Below are 17,100 nucleotides of genomic sequence, written 5' to 3'. Positions count from 1 at the left end.
ATCGGAGTAAAATAGGTAAACTGTCAGCGTTTTTCGTATACAACAAAAGTATGTGCATATTTATTCTTTTCGTCAGCCGATTGTTCTTTAGCTGATACTTGTTTCCATATCGAGGGATCGATAGATGGGAAAAAGGTATCGGTGTTTTCAAATTTATGATGAATGTAGGTTACATATAGTTTATCGGCCGATTGTAAGGCCTGTTCGTAAATGCTTCCTCCTCCTATAATAAATACTTCGTTTTCGTTCGTGCATGTGGCGAAAGCATCGTTTAGCGAGGTAAATACTTCTGTGCGTTCTTTTTTATAGCTGGTGTTTCGGGATATAACAATATTGCGTCGATAGGGTAGAGCCCCGTTGGGCAACGATTCAAATGTTTTTCGACCCATTATAACAGTGTGACCTTGAGTTACTGTTTTAAAATATTTCAGGTCGTTTGGCAAATGACACAACAGCTGATTGTCTTTTCCAATCGCATTATTTTCGTCCATTGCTACTATTACAGATTTTGTAACCATCGTTTTTTTCTTTATTCGATTAATTCTATATTGATAGAGTTAGTGTGCGTTTTTATTATCTTATAATATATCTTTTTTCAAAAACCTGACACACCTGACAGAATTTAAAACTTTTTTGTTTGCTGCATATTAAAACCGCAAAGCTAAAAACCTGACAGTTTTCCTCGGCTTTTTATGTTTGTTTACTCAAATAGCTTTTAGCTTCAGTGTATAGATAAATTACAGTCCTTTAGCTTTGGCTTCGTCCCAAAATGCATCCATTTCGGCAAGAGTCATATCTTTCAGTTTTTTGCCACTGTTTGCAGCTTGTTGTTCTACATAATTAAACCGGCGAATAAACTTCTGATTGGTGCGTTCCAAAGCATTGTCGGGATTTACCTTATATAAACGTGCTGCGTTTACTATCGAAAAAAGCAAATCGCCAAACTCGGCTTCTGTTTGCTCGGTGTCCATCTTTTTTATTTCGGAACGTAACTCTTGCAATTCTTCTTCAACTTTTAACCAAACATCCTCTTTCTGTTCCCAGTCGAATCCGGCGTTACGGGCTTTATCTTGTATTCGGTGAGCTTTGGGTAATGCCGGCAATGTAGCAGGTACCCCTTCGAGTACGGTTTTATTGCCTCCTTTTTCTTTCAGTTTTATCTGTTCCCACGATTGTTCTACTTCTCCGGCTGTTTTTGCTGCACTATCGCCAAAAACATGTGGATGACGGAATGTTAATTTGTCACAGAGGCTATTGCAAACATCAGCAATATCGAATTCGTTTTTTTCTTCTCCTATTTTCGAATAAAATACGATATGAAGCAAAACGTCGCCCAATTCTTTCTTTATTTCCCGATTGTCGTTCTTTATTATAGCTTCGCATAGCTCGTAAACTTCTTCTATTGTATTGGTGCGCAGGCTTTCGTTTGTTTGCTTTGCATCCCATGGGCATTTAATACGTAATTCGTCCATTATATCTAATAGACGCCCGAATGCCTGCAGCTTATCTTCCTTACTATTCATTTCCCTATCTATTATTTTTATTTGAACTTCCGTTTATTATTCCCTTTGGGCTGTATCAGCCGGTAGTTGGGGTAGTTCTTTCAAATCTCTTATATTTACTGCAAATAAGAATCGTTTTTCGAAATAAGCTCAACTTGTTTCGTAATTATTTCTTAAAGTTCTCTAAACCTGTATTAAGAAAAAGTAGATATTTTTCAATATCCTTGTCGTAAGCATAAGATGGACCGATAGGTTTACCATCCAAATCGAGTGTTACATAATATGGTTGCGAATTTGTGCCAAATTTACGGCGCTGCAAATAACTCCATTTATCGCCTATTGTTTTCAATTTGGTTGTTTTGCCATTTTCTTCAATCTCGATTGTTTGTGGGAGTTTTTCTTTGTCGTCTACCATCAACGTAATAAGCACATAATCGTTCTCTAATATGTGTTTTACGCGCGAATCTATCCAAACAGAAGTTTCCATGTCGCGGCAATTAACACAGCCGTATCCCGAAAAATCGACTATAACCGGCTTATTGTTTTTACGTGCATATTCCATACCTGCGTCATAATCGTCGAATTTGGCATGTACCCCTCCCTCATATAAGTTAAAATCTTGAGTGTTAGGAAGCGGAGCAAATGCACTGATAGCCCTTAATGGCGCTCCCCACAGTCCGGGAACCATATAAACGGCAAAGCTTAACGAAACTATTGCCATAAACAGACGGAAAACACTGATATGGGAACTCTCGCTGTCGTGAGCAAAGCGTAGCTTACCAAGTAAGTACATACCTAATAGAGCAAAAATAACAATCCACAAAACAAGGAATACTTCACGATCTAATATTCCCCATTTATTCGTCATATCGGCAACCGATAAGAATTTGAAAGCTAAAGCCAATTCAAGGAAACCTAATACAACTTTTACCGAGTTGAGCCATCCCCCCGATTTAGGCATGCTGTTTAGCCACGATGGGAATATTGCAAATAATGTGAAAGGTATTGCTAAAGCTAAGGCAAATCCAAACATGCCGACAGCAGGTCCAAGAATGGCGCCCGATGTAGCAGTTTCAACTAATAAGGTTCCGATAATGGGGCCCGTGCACGAAAATGAAACCAAAGCTAAAGTGAAAGCCATAAAAAATATGCTTACAAATCCGGTTGTAGAATCGGCTTTACTGTCCATCTTGTTAGTCCACGAAGAGGGCAGAACGATTTCGAATGCACCCAAAAAAGACGCTGCAAATACAATAAGCAACCCAAATAAAAATAAGTTGAATATCATATTGGTCGATAGCTCGTTAAGTGCGCTCGCTCCAAACAGGAATGTTATAAGCAAACCTAAGGTTAGGTATATTAGTATTATTGCCAGCCCATACGTAACAGCATCTTTGATGGCTTTTGCCTTACTCTTTTTATTTCTTTTCAGAAAGAAACTCACAGTCATTGGTATAATAGGCCATACACAAGGTGTAAGCAAAGCGATAAGCCCTCCGATAAATCCCCAGAAAAATGTACCGAAGAGAGACTCTTTGGATAAATCGCCGGCAGCACCGTGCGATTTAAGCTCGTCGATAACAGGAGCCCACAAATCAGAGTCTTCGTTGTATTTAGCAACAGATATAGTCTGAGCCAGAACAGTGTCGGCTGTTGCAGCCGATATTACTATTTTGTCTGTTTCAGGAGCTTTAGGCTCATTGTCTTTCGGTTTTTCGGTTGAAGCACCTACAAATCCGGCAGGTAAATCCTTTGCCGTAAAACTGAAATCGTTAGGTAGGGGAGGGGTACATTCCTTGTCGTTACAGGCTTGTGCTCTTACATCGCCTTTCACTGTGAATGCTTTTTTATCTGTAACCTTAAAACGTTGGGCAAAAGTTGCTTTAGTCTCGTAGTAACCAATCTCCATTTCGAATATATTGTCATACTCTTTGTGGAGTTTCGATCCGATTGCCTTGAAAGTTCCAACAGCGGTGGCTCCTTTTACTTCGTCTATTGTGATATTTGTTGCCACAGGTCCACCTTGGGGAATTTCGGTGTCGTACAGGTGCCAGCCTTGTTGAATGGTTGCTTCGCATAACAATTCGACCTCGCCGTTATCTTTATCTACAAGTTTAAAGTTCCACGATACAGGGTCTGCCCACATATTGAGGCTTAGTAGCATCGATGCAAAAACAAAAAATATTTTTTTCATAAACATTCCGAGATTCTTGTAAAATTATTGTTTTTAGAGAAAAACAAAGGTACAAAAAAAGTGAATCTGTAAAGTGATTACACGAAGATAGATTTATTAAGTACTGTTAAGACCTTACATTTTGTAAAGTTTATTATTATTCCTCTCGTTTTTATGCCTATATTCAAACACAAGCCGCTAAAATATAATGACATGGGTGGTGGAAGCTTCCGAAACGCAGGGCATAAACTCCGAATAAGTAAATATTAATATAATAAATCGGAAAGAAGTGATAGTTTTCGGCTATTGCTCTTTTTTTGTTCGTAACTTTGATTTATATAATATATTTATTAAATACTGAAATGGTTATGAAAAAAGTTGCATTATTAGGCATCGACCTTCAAAACGATTTTACAGACCCTAAGGGGGCCTTATATGTGGATGGATCGGAAAATGACATAAAACATATTGCAGAGTTTATACAAAAAAATGGAAAATTGATTAGTTATATTGCTCTCTCCTTCGATTCGCATCAGCCCATTCATATAGCGAGCCAGTGTTACTGGAAAGATGAAAACGGAAAACAACCCGATTTGTATTCGACGATAAAAGCCGAAGATGTGGCCGGCGGAAAATGGATAGCTCAATATAATAAGCATAAAGCATTAACTTACCTTCAGCTGTTGGAGGCAAAAGGTCAGACGTGTACTATTTGGCCGCCTCATTGTATAATCGGGGGCTGGGGTTGGGCTATAAATCAGCAGTTGGTAAATGTTTTGTACGATTGGAGTTTGGAAAACGGACGCTATTACGAGCCTTTTTATAAAGGTTATAATCAATCGACCGAGCATTACAGTATATTCAAAGCTGCGGTAAGTTACGAAAACTCTCCCGAAACCAAACTGAATAAAAAGCTGCTAAGCAAGCTGAACCTGTTCGATGAGGTTATTATTGTAGGAGAAGCAGCCGATTATTGTGTGGCAAACTCGCTTGACGATCTTATTGAGCATGCTCCTAAATTAACATCAAAGATAGTGATGTTTAACGATTGCATGTCGTGGATTAATAGTGATAATGCCGAGGCAAAGGCCATTTTCGATAAGGCTGTAAAAGCCGGAGTTAGATTCGAAAAATCGATAGATTATAAGATATAGAGAGTAAAAAGGAGAAGAGGGCTACATGTAGTCTTCTTCTTTAAATTATTTTAGGCTTAAACTACATTGTTGCATTTTTCTTTGTGTAGAGATCAATAGCAGTTCTCCATATTTTAATTGTATTAGGTCGGTTAATGCCGTGGCAGCCAAAGGGTACTTCCTTATTGTTCAATTTGAAGGCTAAAGCCGGACGACGGTCTATGGAAAAGGATAAAGCTTCGGTATAGTCGGGTATCTTGAAATTGTTGTCTAATTCAGGAGCATTAAACGACCAAAAAACATCTTCATTTGGATGTTTAATGCCCGAACCTTCGGTTTTAAAAGAGTTAATCAGATCTTTATGAACTTCGCAAATATTATGGAATAAACGTACCTTTCGGAGCGAAAAACCTCCGTTGCCGACTTTAAACATACGTATGTCTTCCTTTTCTTTTACACCAAATAAAGCCTTTATTTTTCGGCATATTTTCTTAAATGTATTATCTCTCGATCCCACCCATGGGGCTCCGATGTAATCGTATCCTTTATTACACCAGAATAGTAATTTGTCATAAAAAACAAAAGCATCGGTTTGGCAAATAAGAATGTATTCGACATCCAGAAAACGACTGTAAAATTCGGAGGACAACATGAGCTGATTATATCCGGCTATTCCGTCGAAATAATAACCAGCGAATCGTTCTACTTGCAGGCTTTTATATAAATCGGTAAAATACGAAACATCTAGGCTTTCGGGGCAAACCAAGACATTTGTGAAGCCTGATAAAACCGTCAGATTATTTTTTAAGGCTGTGTTTTCAATATCAGACAGATTGGTCTTATATACAGGTATAATGACTTTTACGGAAGTTTTCATTTTATTTTGTTAATTTCACTAACAGAAGATTGCTGTTTTCGCAATAGTTTGAATTGTTCAGATCCGTACTTGAGAAAAGCTTTAAACGCTTCCTGTAATTATATTCTGCAAATATACAAAACTTTATAAATGGCTTTCAATGTAATTTGTCAAAACTTTCTATTTATGTTATTATATCTGTAAATATGAAGTAAGTTGTGTCGTAATCAATCTCATTATAGATTATAAAATAAGCATACATTATATTTTTATTAATTTACGATTTATTTTCTGCCTTATTTATTAACTTTGCACCCAGTGAGTTAGAAGGCTTGAAAGAAAACTGGATTTATCTCCTCCTTAACGAAGGAAAACAAGAATGGCAAATACCCTTATTTTACGTTACTCCCGGATAGGCGACGCTATTATACCTATCCCTCTGATTTATGCTTTGGCAATAAAATATCCTGAAGATAACTTTACAATATTATCACATTCGTTACTTGAACCTTTGTTTAAGGCAATGCCTGAGAATGTAACTTTCGTACCTATGATAAGCAAGGGTGAAGGCTTTCTTCGCGGACCGAGATTTATATTAAAAAGACTTTTGTTTTATAGAAAATTAAGGCAACTAGCTTTTGATAAGATTGCTGTTCTTCAATATGACACTTTCTCGAAAAAACTTTTGAAGAATGTTGGGAGCGGCACTCAGGTTGCAATATCCGACGAGTTGGAGTTCCGGGATATTAACAGGTTAAAGAAAGCGAACTTTGGCAATCTTAGCATGACAAGAATATATAAAGGTATATTTAATGAGCTGGGATACGATAATCTCGACCCTGAATTCGATTCTCTAAGATTTAAAAATGAGAGTATATCGGATATATATTCAATGTTGGATATAGCGGAAGACGATAAGGTTATAGCTATAGCACCTTTTTCGAAGGAGAAGCAAAAAATATATCCATTGGATAGAATGAAAGAAGTTGCAGGATATTTTGCAGGCAAGAAAAAATGCAAAGTGCTTATATTGGGCGGAGGACAGAAAGAAGAAAATGTAGTGGAAGAATGGAGGCAAGAATATCCTCAAATTATATCTGTTATCAATAAGTTTTCTTTCGCCGATGAATTAAGATTAATAGCTCATGCCAATATTGTTTTGTCGATGGATTCGGCAAACCTGCATATAGCATCTTTGCTTAAGGCTCCTACTGTTTCAATATGGGGGGCAACACACCCTTTGGCCGGATATTATACTCCTCAAAAAAATACTATTTACAAAACTGTGATTAAAAATTGCGATTGTCAGCCTTGTTCAATTGTAGGATCTGCTCCTTGTACTCAGGCTCAGCAAATGAAATGTATGGATATTGCTCCTTCGTTAGTTATTAATGCTATAACAGAGCTGTTGGAATATCAGTATCGTTTAGAGGCTGTAGAAAAAGAAGTTGTTCATAATTAGTATTATTATTTTTAGATAAATTTTATTATTTTTGTTTTATTAAACATTAATAATCTAATTTATGATGAAGCAAGTTTATACTTTACTCTTGTTGGTTTTACCTATTCTTATATCAGCTCAATCTAATTACAAGGAAGCTTATTATATAACAAATAACAATGATACTGTATACGGGCTCATAAATTTTGCTTCGGACAAAACTAATAACAGGGAATGTAAATATAAGCCCGAGAAGGATGCAAAGGTGCAGGTTTTTCATCCGGGCGATATTTTAGGTTACAGATTTGTAAACGAAGGTTTGTTCTATAAAACAAAAGAGTTCACTTTGCACGATGTCCACCAGAATTTATTTCTTCAATACATGGTGGATGGTATTGTAAGCCTATACTATTTTTCCGATTCCGATAATCTTTCTTATTTTTTGTTCGAAGATGAAAAAGGTGAAAATATTCTTATTACAAAAAAAAGGGATAAATTAACCGACGATGGTTATGTGCCGGATATTGAATATAGGAATATTCTGAAGAATAGTTTTATGAGTAATGTTTCGGATACTTCCCTTATTGACGATCTGAAATTTTCTCAACAAAGCATGATTGATTTTACTAAAAAATATCATGAGGAAGTTTGTACAACAGGCGAGTTGTGTATAACATACGAAGAGAAGAATACAGATAGAAGCTATGCAAAATTCAAAATATCGGCTTATACGGGGCTGTCCTTCAATAAATATAAATTGAAGGTGTTAGATAAAAATATAGAGCAAACGTCGCCGGTGTTGGGTGCAATATTGGAAGTTTCAGAACCTCGGTTATCTCAAAGCTTTAGTGTGCTTCTCGACCTGTCGGTAACCCGTATTGAGGGGAATGTGAAAAAATCGAATTATAGCGATAATATAAACTATAAAAGTACGATAGGCTCTTTCAGAATGGGGGTAAGATATCGTTATCCTAAATTTAAATTGCAACCTACAGCCGAGTTGGGTTTTATATACAGTAAGATGTTTGAGGGTAAGATAAAAGGCTTGTCGGCCCATTATGGGGTAATCGAGTATCCTGATTATGAAATACGAACCGGTTTTGTCGGTATATACGGGGGAATAGGTGTAGATTACAATATTAATAAAGATTCGTTCTTGTTTTTGCGGTTTACCGCAGAATCGTATGGTAAACGCGACTCGAACGAGCTTAATGAAGAAGATATGCTCAATATGCCCCAGCTGAAATTAGGATATACTTTTTAAACTTCTTTCAAAAAGCCTTTAAACTCATGTCTTTTATCGATGCTGAATATATTGTAGCCCCTGACGATATGTAATCGACTCCTGTTTCGGCAACTGCCCTTATTGTTTTGTGATTGATGTTACCCGATGCTTCGGTTAATGCACTGTTGCCTATCAGTGCTACAGCTTCTTTCATTTCGTCAATGCTCATGTTGTCGAGCATAATAATATCAACGGCATTTGTCGATAACGCTTCTTTAACTTCGTCGATATTGCGGGTTTCAACTTCTATTTTAAGTTGTTTGTTTTGGTTTTTCAAATACTCAACGGTCGATTGTACGGCCTTGGTTATTCCGCCGGCATAATCGTTATGATTGTCTTTGAGCATTATCATATCGAAAAGGCCGAATCGGTGATTTGTTGCGCCTCCTATATATACAGCCCATTTTTCGCACATCCTGAAATTAGGGCTGGTTTTACGGGTGTCTAATATTTTCGTTTTTGTCCCGTCCAGCAACTTTACCATTTCGTTGGTGTAGGTTGCGATACCGCTCATGCGTTGCATGCAGTTTAGTACAAGTCGTTCGGTTGTCAGTATCGATTGAGCCGATCCCGAAACAACAAATGCAATATCTCCTTTTTTTACTAAGTCCCCATCTTTTTTGCGAACTTCTACTTTGAGGTTTTTATCGTAAAAGCGAAAAATTTCGATTGCTAAATCAACACCGGCAAGTATGCAGTCGTCTTTTATCAATAATTTTGCTTTATGCTGCAAGTCGGCAGGAACACTGGCAAGTGTCGAGTGGTCTCCATCTCCTACATCTTCGGTTATTGCTTCCCGAATAAAGTGGTACAAGCTGTCGTCTGTTACGTATGAAGGTCTATGCATTTTTGTCTAAATCTTTATTGTAAAAAGCACCTCTGTTTTCAGTTTCTTCAATACTTTGCGATATAATAAGGTATGCAACACTTGCAATATTTCGCAATTCCGACAACTGAGGCGATAGTATCGAAAATTTGTATATATCTTTTACGGCACGGTATATCTCATCCTCTTTGCGCAGTGCCATTTTTAAACGTTCGTTGCTGCGTACAATTCCAACCAAATCGCTCATTAAGCTTTGAAGCTGTTTTCTTAAATAGCTAAGTAAAACCATTTCGTCGTTAACCGTTAAACCTTCTGCATCCCATTCCGGTATTCTATGCAGGTTGTTGTAGTGAAAATCGTCCTCGGTTAAACGCTCTACCGTTTTTATAGCAGCCCTGTGGGCGAAAACCAATGCTTCGAGCAACGAGTTGGATGCAAGTCTGTTTGCTCCATGAAGCCCGGTATTTGTACATTCGCCTACAGCAAACATGTTTTTTATAGAACTTTGCCCATATAAATCAACGTCAATTCCTCCACACAAATAATGGCTTGCGGGAACAACGGGGATAAGGTCGGTAAACATATCGAAACCTGCATCTTTACACTGCTGATATATATTAGGAAAATGTTCTAAAAAAGCTTCTTTATCAAGGTGTCGACAGTCGAGGCAAACATAATCGTCGCCCAGAAGTTTCATCTCGCTGTCAATTGCACGTGCTACTATATCGCGCGAAGCCAGTTCTTCACGCTCGTCGTACTTGTGCATAAAAGGTTCGCCGGAAGCAGTTCGCAATTTTGCACCGAAACCTCTTACGGCTTCCGATATTAACGATAATTGCCCCGAACGGTTACTATAAAATGCAGTAGGATGAAATTGAATAAACTGCATGTGGCTTATCTTGGCTTTTGCTCTGTGGGCAAGTCCTATGCCATCGCCGGTTGCTATAATAGGGTTTGTTGTGTTTTTATAAACATGCCCGCATCCGCCTGTAGCCATCAGGGTTATTTTTGCCGACATTTTTTTTATCTCCTGAGTTTTTATGTCAAGCACATATGCTCCGTAGCAATTCAGGTTGTATTTGTCGAACGATTCTCCCGGAATATGGTGTTCTGTTATCAGGTCGATAACATAGTGATGATTGAGTAGCTCTGTGTTTTCGAGGCTGGAAAGAGCTTCCAGTAATGCTCTTTCTATTTCGGCTCCTGTAACGTCTTTATGATGCACTACTCTGTTTTCGGTGTGTCCGCCTTCGCGGCCGAGATCGTAAGATTGAGAGTCGTTTTTGTCGAAATTTGCCCCCCAATTAACTATTTCCTGAATACGTTCGGGGCCTTCTTTTACAACAATTTCAACAACCTCCCGTTTGCAAAGCCCGTCTCCGGCTCTAAGGGTGTCTTCAATATGTTTGTCGAAGCTGTCTTTTTTGAAGTCGGTTACTACGGCAACTCCGCCTTGGGCATATTTTGTATTCGATTCCTCATTGTCGGCTTTAGTCACTATGGTTATCTTGGCTTCAGGGCGCTGTTGTGCAACCTTTAAAGCATACGACAACCCCGATATGCCCGACCCAATAACTAATACATCAGTATATATCATTTTTTTATCTGAGAATGATAACAGGCTTAAACCTTAAAATCTGTTTTAAGGACGTAAAATTACGAAATAGTTTAATACTTTTGACGAAAATTCGCATGAACATTGCAAATGAATTTAATTAGAATATTAATTCATATTATAAGTAAATATATCGGAAAGATAGCAATTGCATTATTGCTTGTTTATTTTGCTACTCCGGTTTATGGGCAATATAAATTTCGTTACGATAATCATTATCCGGCATCGTTGTCTTTTGCTCCCGATAAAAGCAATGGGTTTAAAGCTTCGGTGTCTTTAGTAATGATGTTTACCGCAGGTGCAACCGACCGTAACGGACTTAGGTTTGGGGCGGGAATAACTCTGTCGCATACTATCGATAATTGGACTTTTACCGCAGGTATTGATGCGTATAAAGCTACTCAGCATTTTGGTATAGGTACAAGTTTTGCAGGTGTCAATTTCGATACGGGCAAATACGGAGCATCGTATTATGTAAACAAATACTATCAGGGAGGGAAACAGGTTTCGGGAATACTTGGCGTACATCTCGATGATTTCGAGATTGCTTTTGAAGACGATATTCTGGCTTATCCTTTTTCCGGCTTCAAGGTTTACGACCGTTATCGTTCTGCTGCTCTTGAAATACGATACAAAGGGTTTATGGTTGGGACAAATGTTTATACTACCGATATGGACGGACGAACCGATGTGTGGGCGAATAATAGCAAGGGAATATACATGGACGGGAAACAGGTTTCCAGTCCTGTGTATGTGGGATATACAACTCATAATGTTTTGTTTCGTTATGGGTTGAATAATGGTATTGGCGGATTCTTCGGGCAAAATGCATGGCATCGTTATTTGTTTGATACTCCCGATTTTAAGACCGGAAATTATAATAATCAATTCTTTCAGATAGGACTGGATAAACCTTATACCTTATATTGAAATGAAGAATATAATAACATGTTTAATATGGGTGTGTTTGCTGTATGCTTGTGGTGCTCCGGTTAATTTTACGGCACATTATAATGAAGTGCCCACGGGATTGGATAAACGGATAAATATCGAAGGTTGTTATATATCTCAATTCGGGTGCGATTCGGCTTTTTTTTCTGTATACATGTTTTACCCCGACGGGCTTTTTACTATTGCTACGGCAAGTAATTTTGATTCGGAATTGATAACGTGTTTTGAAAAAGGAGGAGATTCCAGAGCCTGTAAATATCCGCTATGGGGAACTTATCGTCTGGATGGCGATTTAATCAGAACCCAAACGATACGGACGGAAGGAAATGGATGTGTTGTTTTTCGCGATTACCGTATCTTACCCGATGGGAGTATTGTTAATGTAAGCGACTATGTTGATCCGGATAAAACAAACCTTGGGTATATGCAGAATTATCCGTCGTACAAAACGAACGAATGTGAGGTGGTGGCAACTTTTCGGCCGCTACAGACAAAGAGAGACAGAACGGATTGTCCCTTTCTTAAGAAAAAATGGTTTAAAAAAGACTGATTATTTACTTAATAGCTTTTGATAAATCGAGCATGTTGTTTATCGAACGCAGAGCTTTTATTCTCAACTCTTCGTTGAGAGTAATTTCCGGCAACTCGTATTTCATACACAGATAGAGCTTCTGCATTGTGTTCAGTTTCATAAAGTGACATTCGCTGCAATTGCATGTGTCGTCAATGGTAAGTGCAGGAATCAGCTTTTTATGAGGAGCCCGCTTTTTCATTTCGTGCAAAATGCCTTCTTCTGTGGCTACAATAAACTCCTGAGCTTCGTTTTTCTCGACATAACTAAGCATGTTAGCCGTCGATCCGACATAATGTGCCATTTGTAAAACTGGTTTCTGTGCTTCGGGGTGGGCTATAAGCTTTGCTTGCGGGTTGTCAAGCATTTGCTGGGCTATGCGTTCCAACGAAAATGCTTCGTGCACAATGCAGGCGCCGTCCCATAAAATCATATTGCGTCCGGTTACCTGATTTATATATCGTCCTAAGTTTCTGTCGGGTGCAAATATTATTTCCTGATCTTGGGGAAGCGAACGGATAATATGTTCGGCATTAGATGAGGTTACAATAATATCACTTTCGGCTTTTACTGTAATGTCGCAATTAATATAGCTTACTACTATCGCATTCGGGTGTTTTTCTTTTAAAGCTCTTAATCCTTCTCCCGAACAAGAGTCGGCAAGCGAACATCCGGCCAAGGTATCGGGTAAAACAACTTTTTTTGTAGGGTTAAGTATTTTCGCTGTTTCGGCCATAAAATGCACTCCGCAAAAAACAATCATTTCGGCGTCGGTTTTTTCTGCGGCACGAGCCAGCTGAAGGCTGTCGCCCAGAAAATCGGCAATATCTTGTATGTCTCCCGTCTGATAATAGTGGGCAAGTATTATTGCGTTCTTTTCCTTACGCATTCTGTTTATTTCATTTACCAGATTCAGGCCTTCGGGAATATCCATGTTAAGAAAACCTTTTTGAGGCAGATTTGCGATAGCTTTTTCTAATGTCGACATCTTGTTGTATAAAGTAAGAATATTTTAAGGCAACGAAATTAATGAATTATGTAACAACTTCGAAAATATCTGTACTTTTTCTTGTTGTTTTATCTCGATGAGTGATGGTGGTAAAAAAATAACAGAAAGAGAATGGTTCCCTTTCTGTTATAGCTGATTGTTTATGTGATAGAGTTTAAAATCGGAAATCTACACCGGCTCCAAATACTTTGTTTGTTCTTGAAAATACATCTTTTTCTGTAACAACCGAGCCTATACCACCTCCCGGCTCCTTTGTGTAGTCCGAATATGTTGTCCAAAAATATCCAATATTTATTTTTACTGTTGGCGATACGTTTACAGCTCCACCAAACCCGATAGAATACGAATCGCAAGAGAAGCTTAAGTCTTTTTGGTATTCGTCTTTTACTCCATAGCGGGTAATCTGTCCTCCGGCACTAACCATAAACATGCGGTCGATCTGAAACTCTAAACCTGCAAGGTATTCGTTAGATGCACCTGCGTGTTTTTCTTTTCCGTCGGCCATTCCTGCATCCGAGTCGAAGAAGTGATGGTAGCCAATATTTGCTGTTAACTGAGGTATTATTTTGTATGATGCCCCAATAGTTAATAACGCGGGTATGTCGTGAGGTGTATTTACACCGTCTTTAAACATGCCTGTGTCGTCTTTCTTTGTATTGTTTTCGACATCAAGCGAGGTTTTAAATTCGTATTTAGCACCTATGTTAAGGTTACCATAGCTGAAATTGAATCCGACGATAGGAGAAACACCCCATCCCGATTGGTCGCAGTCGAGTTGTACCCCTTCGCTGGTCGAAGCTTTTTTCAACAAGCCTAACATCGCTTTTTCGTCGTCGTTTGCTTGAGAGATAGCTATGTCGATTATTGGAGACGTGTCTATCATGCTTCCGTCGTAGCCAAAAGCCGGAGAAGTAGGATTTGATTTTAGGTTTCTTAAATAACCTTCGTATCCGTTATTCACAATATTCAGGCGGAATCCTCCATATACCGAGAACATTTCGTTTATTTCGTACGATCCACCCAATTGGGCTCCATATATAAACGAAGAGCCTTTCATGTATGCATCTACCGAATATTTGTTGGCAGTCATTCCTCCCGGAACGTTAGGCCCAACCTTGGTTGCTATTATTACCGGCAGCATTGACATTCCTGCTTCGAACGATGGTAGCCCGTTGTTGAAGGTTGCTTTTCCACCACCACCCGATACTGCGATAGCACCGGATAATACCCACTTGCCTTTTTTGTAGGCACCTTGTAAGCTTGGAATTATGGGAGCCGAAGCTTTTCCTTCGAACTCTTTGGTAGTGTTACCTCCCGAATAATAGTAAGGAGAAAAAGTACTTGTTATTGTACGTGTTTGGAATGCACTTTGATTGTTAAACGAAAAGTGAAAGCCATCGTGTTTTAATTTTGTTAATCCGGCAGGATTGGTGTATGCGGCATCAATTTCGGTAGATGCATCACGAGCCGGGTTTCTTAAAAAATGTACGCTTTGATTAGTATTAGTGAGGATTCCTCCGGCCATAGCCACAGAGGCATTCAATAATAAGGCAATAAATGCCAACCTATTCTTTTTCATTCAATAGATGTTTATATGTTGGCTGGCAAAGATACCATAATTATTTTAGTTTCAAAAGAAACTAAAATAATTATTTGTCTGATAATCAACCGTTTGTTGTCTATGCAACTATCTGAGGTCTTCTATTTGTTTGAGCCACAGCGATGCCGACGCGTCGCTGGACATTCGCCAATCGCCACGAGGAGAAAGGTTTATCGATCCCACTTTTGGTCCGTCGGGCATACATGAGCGTTTAAACTGTTGGCTAAAGAAACGACGATAGAACGTTTTGAGCCACATTAATATTGTAGCATCCTGATATTTTTCGGCAAAAGCCTGTTGTGCCAGAAAGTATATTTTTGCAGGCGCAAACCCGAAGCGCATCATATTGTAAAGGAAAAAATCGTGCAACTCGTAGGGGCCTACCGTATCTTCGGTTTTTTGTTTTATGTTTCCGTTTTCGTCGGCAGGTAATAATTCGGGGCTGACCGGAGTATCTGCAATGTCGAGTAAGATAGATTGTGTTTGCTCATCCATCTGGCTATCGGCAACCCATACAACCAAAGTTCTGACAAGGGTTTTGGGTATTCCCGAATTGACAGCATACATCGACATGTGATCGCCGTTATAAGTGCACCAACCTAATGCCAATTCCGAAAGGTCGCCTGTGCCAATTACTAATCCGTTCACTTTATTAGCATAATCCATCAATATTTGGGTACGCTCGCGTGCTTGCGAATTTTCGTATGTGATGTCGTGTGTGTTAATATCGTGGGCAATGTCTTTAAAGTGCTGTGTAACTGCATCTTTTATCGATATTTCTTTGATGGTAACACCTAACGATTTCATTAATTGAACAGCGTTGTTATATGTTCTGTCAGTTGTCCCGAATCCGGGCATTGTGATGCCATATATGTTTTGGCGGGGAATGTTTAGCTTGTCGAATGTTTTAACTGTAACCAGTAGCGCCAAAGTGGAGTCGAGCCCCCCCGAAACCCCAATTACAACGTTTTTTATATTGGTATGCAATAACCTTTTTGCCAAGCCTCCTGTTTGTATCGAGAATATTTCGGAGCACCTTTCGTCTAATAATCCGGCAGGAGGAACAAATGGGGTAGGAGATATTTTCCTATTGAAATGAAACACAAGTTTGTCGTTTGGTTGTTGGTCTATCTCAAGCGTTCTGTATTCCGATTTGTTAAGGATGGAGTATCCTGCTAAAGAGAATGATTTGTTCTTTATGCGATCGTTTCTCAAACGTTCTATGTCAATATCGCTAACAATTAGCTGGTTGTCGAACTCGAATCGTTTTGCTTCGGCTAAAATGCTGCCGTTTTCGGCAATCATGCTGCAACCCGAAAAAACGACATCGGTAGTCGATTCTCCGTTTCCAGCTGCCGCATATACATATCCGGCCATGCACCGTGCCGATTGTTGTTCTATCAGGCTTTTCCTGTAAGAGTGTTTGCCGGCGTTTTCGTCGCTGGCCGATAGGTTGAATATAACATCGGCGCCATGTAAAACATGTAAACCCGATGGAGGAATGGGTGTCCACAAGTCTTCGCATATTTCAATCGCAAATTTCATTTCGGAAGTCTCAAATATAAGATTTGCTCCTACGGGAATGTTTTCGCCATCGATGTTTATAGAGTTAAGCGTAAGATTGGTTGCGGGCGAAAACCACCGTTTTTCGTAAAATTCGCTATAGTTGGGTAAAAATGTTTTTGGAACAAGTCCTAATATTTTTCCTTTACGTACAACAGCGGCTACATTGTATAGGCTGTTGTTTATCTCGAGGGGTAACCCAAGTATGGATATGATATTGTACGCAGATGTTTTTTCGCAAATTCTTTTCAGCGAGATGAGGCTTTCTTTCAATAAAGCCCTCTGTAAAAAAAGATCTTGTGAGGTATATGATGATATTCCTAATTCGGGGAATACGATAACCGATACGTTTTTTTTCTCAGCTTCATCTATCAGTTTTATCGTTTCGATGGTGTTAAACTCGCAATCGGCAACTTTTACACTAGGGGTTGCTGCGGCAACTCTTACAAAACCAAAATTTTTCATTGTCGCTTTTTTAGTTGATACACAAAAGTAATGATTTTTGGTAACTATATATTAGTTTACGGTAAAACTTGAAAAATAAAAGGGATAGTTAGTTATCCCTTTTTGTTTTT

At 38.8% G+C, this 17,100-nt stretch carries 14 protein-coding genes; 5 read left to right on the top strand and 9 right to left on the bottom strand.

What is annotated here, in order from left to right:
* Nucleotides 1-23: 23 nt before the first annotated feature.
* The 3 genes from D0T53_RS00070 to D0T53_RS00060 form a co-directional block, all read right to left on the bottom strand.
* The gene (locus tag D0T53_RS00070; RefSeq protein WP_163263818.1) at nucleotides 24-518 is read right to left on the bottom strand and encodes a dihydrofolate reductase; all 495 of its coding nucleotides are present in this window, start codon (nucleotides 516-518) and stop codon (nucleotides 24-26) included.
* A gap of 219 nt (nucleotides 519-737) precedes the next feature.
* On the bottom strand, nucleotides 738-1,523 hold the full coding sequence (gene mazG, locus D0T53_RS00065; protein ID WP_163263816.1) for a nucleoside triphosphate pyrophosphohydrolase: 786 nt from the start codon (nucleotides 1,521-1,523) through the stop codon (nucleotides 738-740).
* Between the two features lie 145 nt (nucleotides 1,524-1,668).
* Entirely contained in the window at nucleotides 1,669-3,696 is a 2,028-nt protein-coding gene (locus tag D0T53_RS00060; RefSeq protein WP_163263814.1) for a protein-disulfide reductase DsbD, read from the bottom strand.
* 347 nt (nucleotides 3,697-4,043) lie between these two features.
* Between D0T53_RS00060 and D0T53_RS00055 the strand changes: the two genes are divergently transcribed.
* On the top strand, nucleotides 4,044-4,829 hold the full coding sequence (locus D0T53_RS00055; protein ID WP_163263812.1) for a hypothetical protein: 786 nt from the start codon (nucleotides 4,044-4,046) through the stop codon (nucleotides 4,827-4,829).
* 61 nt (nucleotides 4,830-4,890) lie between these two features.
* Here the strand turns inward: D0T53_RS00055 and D0T53_RS00050 are convergent, their stop codons facing one another.
* Entirely contained in the window at nucleotides 4,891-5,685 is a 795-nt protein-coding gene (locus D0T53_RS00050) for a DUF5672 family protein (protein WP_163263810.1), read from the bottom strand.
* Nucleotides 5,686-6,043: 358 nt separating this feature from the next.
* On the opposite strand from D0T53_RS00050, the gene D0T53_RS00045 reads away from it, so the two are divergent.
* Together D0T53_RS00045 and D0T53_RS00040 are read left to right on the top strand one after the other, a co-directional pair.
* Nucleotides 6,044-7,126 carry a glycosyltransferase family 9 protein gene (locus D0T53_RS00045; RefSeq protein ID WP_163263809.1) on the top strand — a complete coding sequence of 361 codons (1,083 nt, stop codon included), beginning with the start codon at nucleotides 6,044-6,046 and terminating at the stop codon, nucleotides 7,124-7,126.
* Nucleotides 7,127-7,187: 61 nt separating this feature from the next.
* Complete coding sequence (locus D0T53_RS00040; RefSeq protein ID WP_163263808.1) at nucleotides 7,188-8,369, top strand: hypothetical protein; 1,182 nt, start codon at nucleotides 7,188-7,190, stop codon at nucleotides 8,367-8,369.
* 7 nt (nucleotides 8,370-8,376) lie between these two features.
* Here D0T53_RS00040 and nadC read toward each other — a convergent pair whose 3' ends face one another.
* A complete protein-coding gene (nadC, locus tag D0T53_RS00035) occupies nucleotides 8,377-9,237 on the bottom strand; it encodes a carboxylating nicotinate-nucleotide diphosphorylase (RefSeq protein WP_163263807.1) in 861 nt (286 codons plus the stop codon).
* Nucleotides 9,230-10,813: an L-aspartate oxidase gene (gene nadB, locus D0T53_RS00030; protein ID WP_163263806.1), complete on the bottom strand. Its 1,584-nt coding sequence runs from the start codon at nucleotides 10,811-10,813 to the stop codon at nucleotides 9,230-9,232. The genes nadC and nadB overlap by 8 nt, the downstream gene beginning before the upstream one ends.
* A gap of 108 nt (nucleotides 10,814-10,921) precedes the next feature.
* Between nadB and D0T53_RS00025 the strand changes: the two genes are divergently transcribed.
* On the top strand, nucleotides 10,922-11,761 hold the full coding sequence (locus D0T53_RS00025) for a polymorphic toxin type 23 domain-containing protein (RefSeq protein WP_163263805.1): 840 nt from the start codon (nucleotides 10,922-10,924) through the stop codon (nucleotides 11,759-11,761).
* A gap of 1 nt (nucleotide 11,762) precedes the next feature.
* A complete protein-coding gene (locus D0T53_RS00020) occupies nucleotides 11,763-12,332 on the top strand; it encodes a hypothetical protein (RefSeq protein WP_163263804.1) in 570 nt (189 codons plus the stop codon).
* A gap of 4 nt (nucleotides 12,333-12,336) precedes the next feature.
* On the opposite strand, the gene nadA is transcribed toward D0T53_RS00020, so the two are convergent.
* From nadA to D0T53_RS00005, 3 genes are all read right to left on the bottom strand, one after another.
* Nucleotides 12,337-13,341: a quinolinate synthase NadA gene (gene nadA, locus D0T53_RS00015; protein ID WP_163263803.1), complete on the bottom strand. Its 1,005-nt coding sequence runs from the start codon at nucleotides 13,339-13,341 to the stop codon at nucleotides 12,337-12,339.
* Nucleotides 13,342-13,516: 175 nt separating this feature from the next.
* The gene (locus D0T53_RS00010) at nucleotides 13,517-14,941 is read right to left on the bottom strand and encodes an OmpP1/FadL family transporter (protein ID WP_163263802.1); all 1,425 of its coding nucleotides are present in this window, start codon (nucleotides 14,939-14,941) and stop codon (nucleotides 13,517-13,519) included.
* Nucleotides 14,942-15,049: 108 nt separating this feature from the next.
* Nucleotides 15,050-16,990, bottom strand: a complete 1,941-nt coding sequence (locus D0T53_RS00005) for an NAD(+) synthase (RefSeq protein WP_163263801.1) — start codon at nucleotides 16,988-16,990, stop codon at nucleotides 15,050-15,052.
* Nucleotides 16,991-17,100: the final 110 nt, after the last annotated feature.

Origin of the sequence: Dysgonomonas sp. 216 (assembly GCF_010501065.1) — a bacterium.
Lineage (GTDB): Bacteria > Bacteroidota > Bacteroidia > Bacteroidales > Dysgonomonadaceae > QVMM01.
The sequence above is the reverse complement of the archived record's forward strand: the minus strand, read 5'-3'. Positions and strand labels throughout refer to the sequence as shown.

Bases quoted from the DNA above. Each gene is read 5' to 3' on its own strand.
- D0T53_RS00020 (WP_163263804.1), top strand. From the start codon at position 11,763: ATGAAGAATATAATAACATGTTTAATATGGGTGTGTTTGCTGTATGCT.
- D0T53_RS00050 (WP_163263810.1), bottom strand. From the start codon at position 5,685: ATGAAAACTTCCGTAAAAGTCATTATACCTGTATATAAGACCAATCTG.
- D0T53_RS00045 (WP_163263809.1), top strand. From the start codon at position 6,044: ATGGCAAATACCCTTATTTTACGTTACTCCCGGATAGGCGACGCTATT.
- D0T53_RS00055 (WP_163263812.1), top strand. From the start codon at position 4,044: ATGAAAAAAGTTGCATTATTAGGCATCGACCTTCAAAACGATTTTACA.
- D0T53_RS00025 (WP_163263805.1), top strand. From the start codon at position 10,922: ATGAATTTAATTAGAATATTAATTCATATTATAAGTAAATATATCGGA.
- nadA (WP_163263803.1), bottom strand. From the start codon at position 13,341: ATGTCGACATTAGAAAAAGCTATCGCAAATCTGCCTCAAAAAGGTTTT.
- D0T53_RS00060 (WP_163263814.1), bottom strand. From the start codon at position 3,696: ATGAAAAAAATATTTTTTGTTTTTGCATCGATGCTACTAAGCCTCAAT.
- D0T53_RS00010 (WP_163263802.1), bottom strand. From the start codon at position 14,941: ATGAAAAAGAATAGGTTGGCATTTATTGCCTTATTATTGAATGCCTCT.
- D0T53_RS00040 (WP_163263808.1), top strand. From the start codon at position 7,188: ATGATGAAGCAAGTTTATACTTTACTCTTGTTGGTTTTACCTATTCTT.
- nadC (WP_163263807.1), bottom strand. From the start codon at position 9,237: ATGCATAGACCTTCATACGTAACAGACGACAGCTTGTACCACTTTATT.
- D0T53_RS00005 (WP_163263801.1), bottom strand. From the start codon at position 16,990: ATGAAAAATTTTGGTTTTGTAAGAGTTGCCGCAGCAACCCCTAGTGTA.
- mazG (WP_163263816.1), bottom strand. From the start codon at position 1,523: ATGAATAGTAAGGAAGATAAGCTGCAGGCATTCGGGCGTCTATTAGAT.
- nadB (WP_163263806.1), bottom strand. From the start codon at position 10,813: ATGATATATACTGATGTATTAGTTATTGGGTCGGGCATATCGGGGTTG.
- D0T53_RS00070 (WP_163263818.1), bottom strand. From the start codon at position 518: ATGGTTACAAAATCTGTAATAGTAGCAATGGACGAAAATAATGCGATT.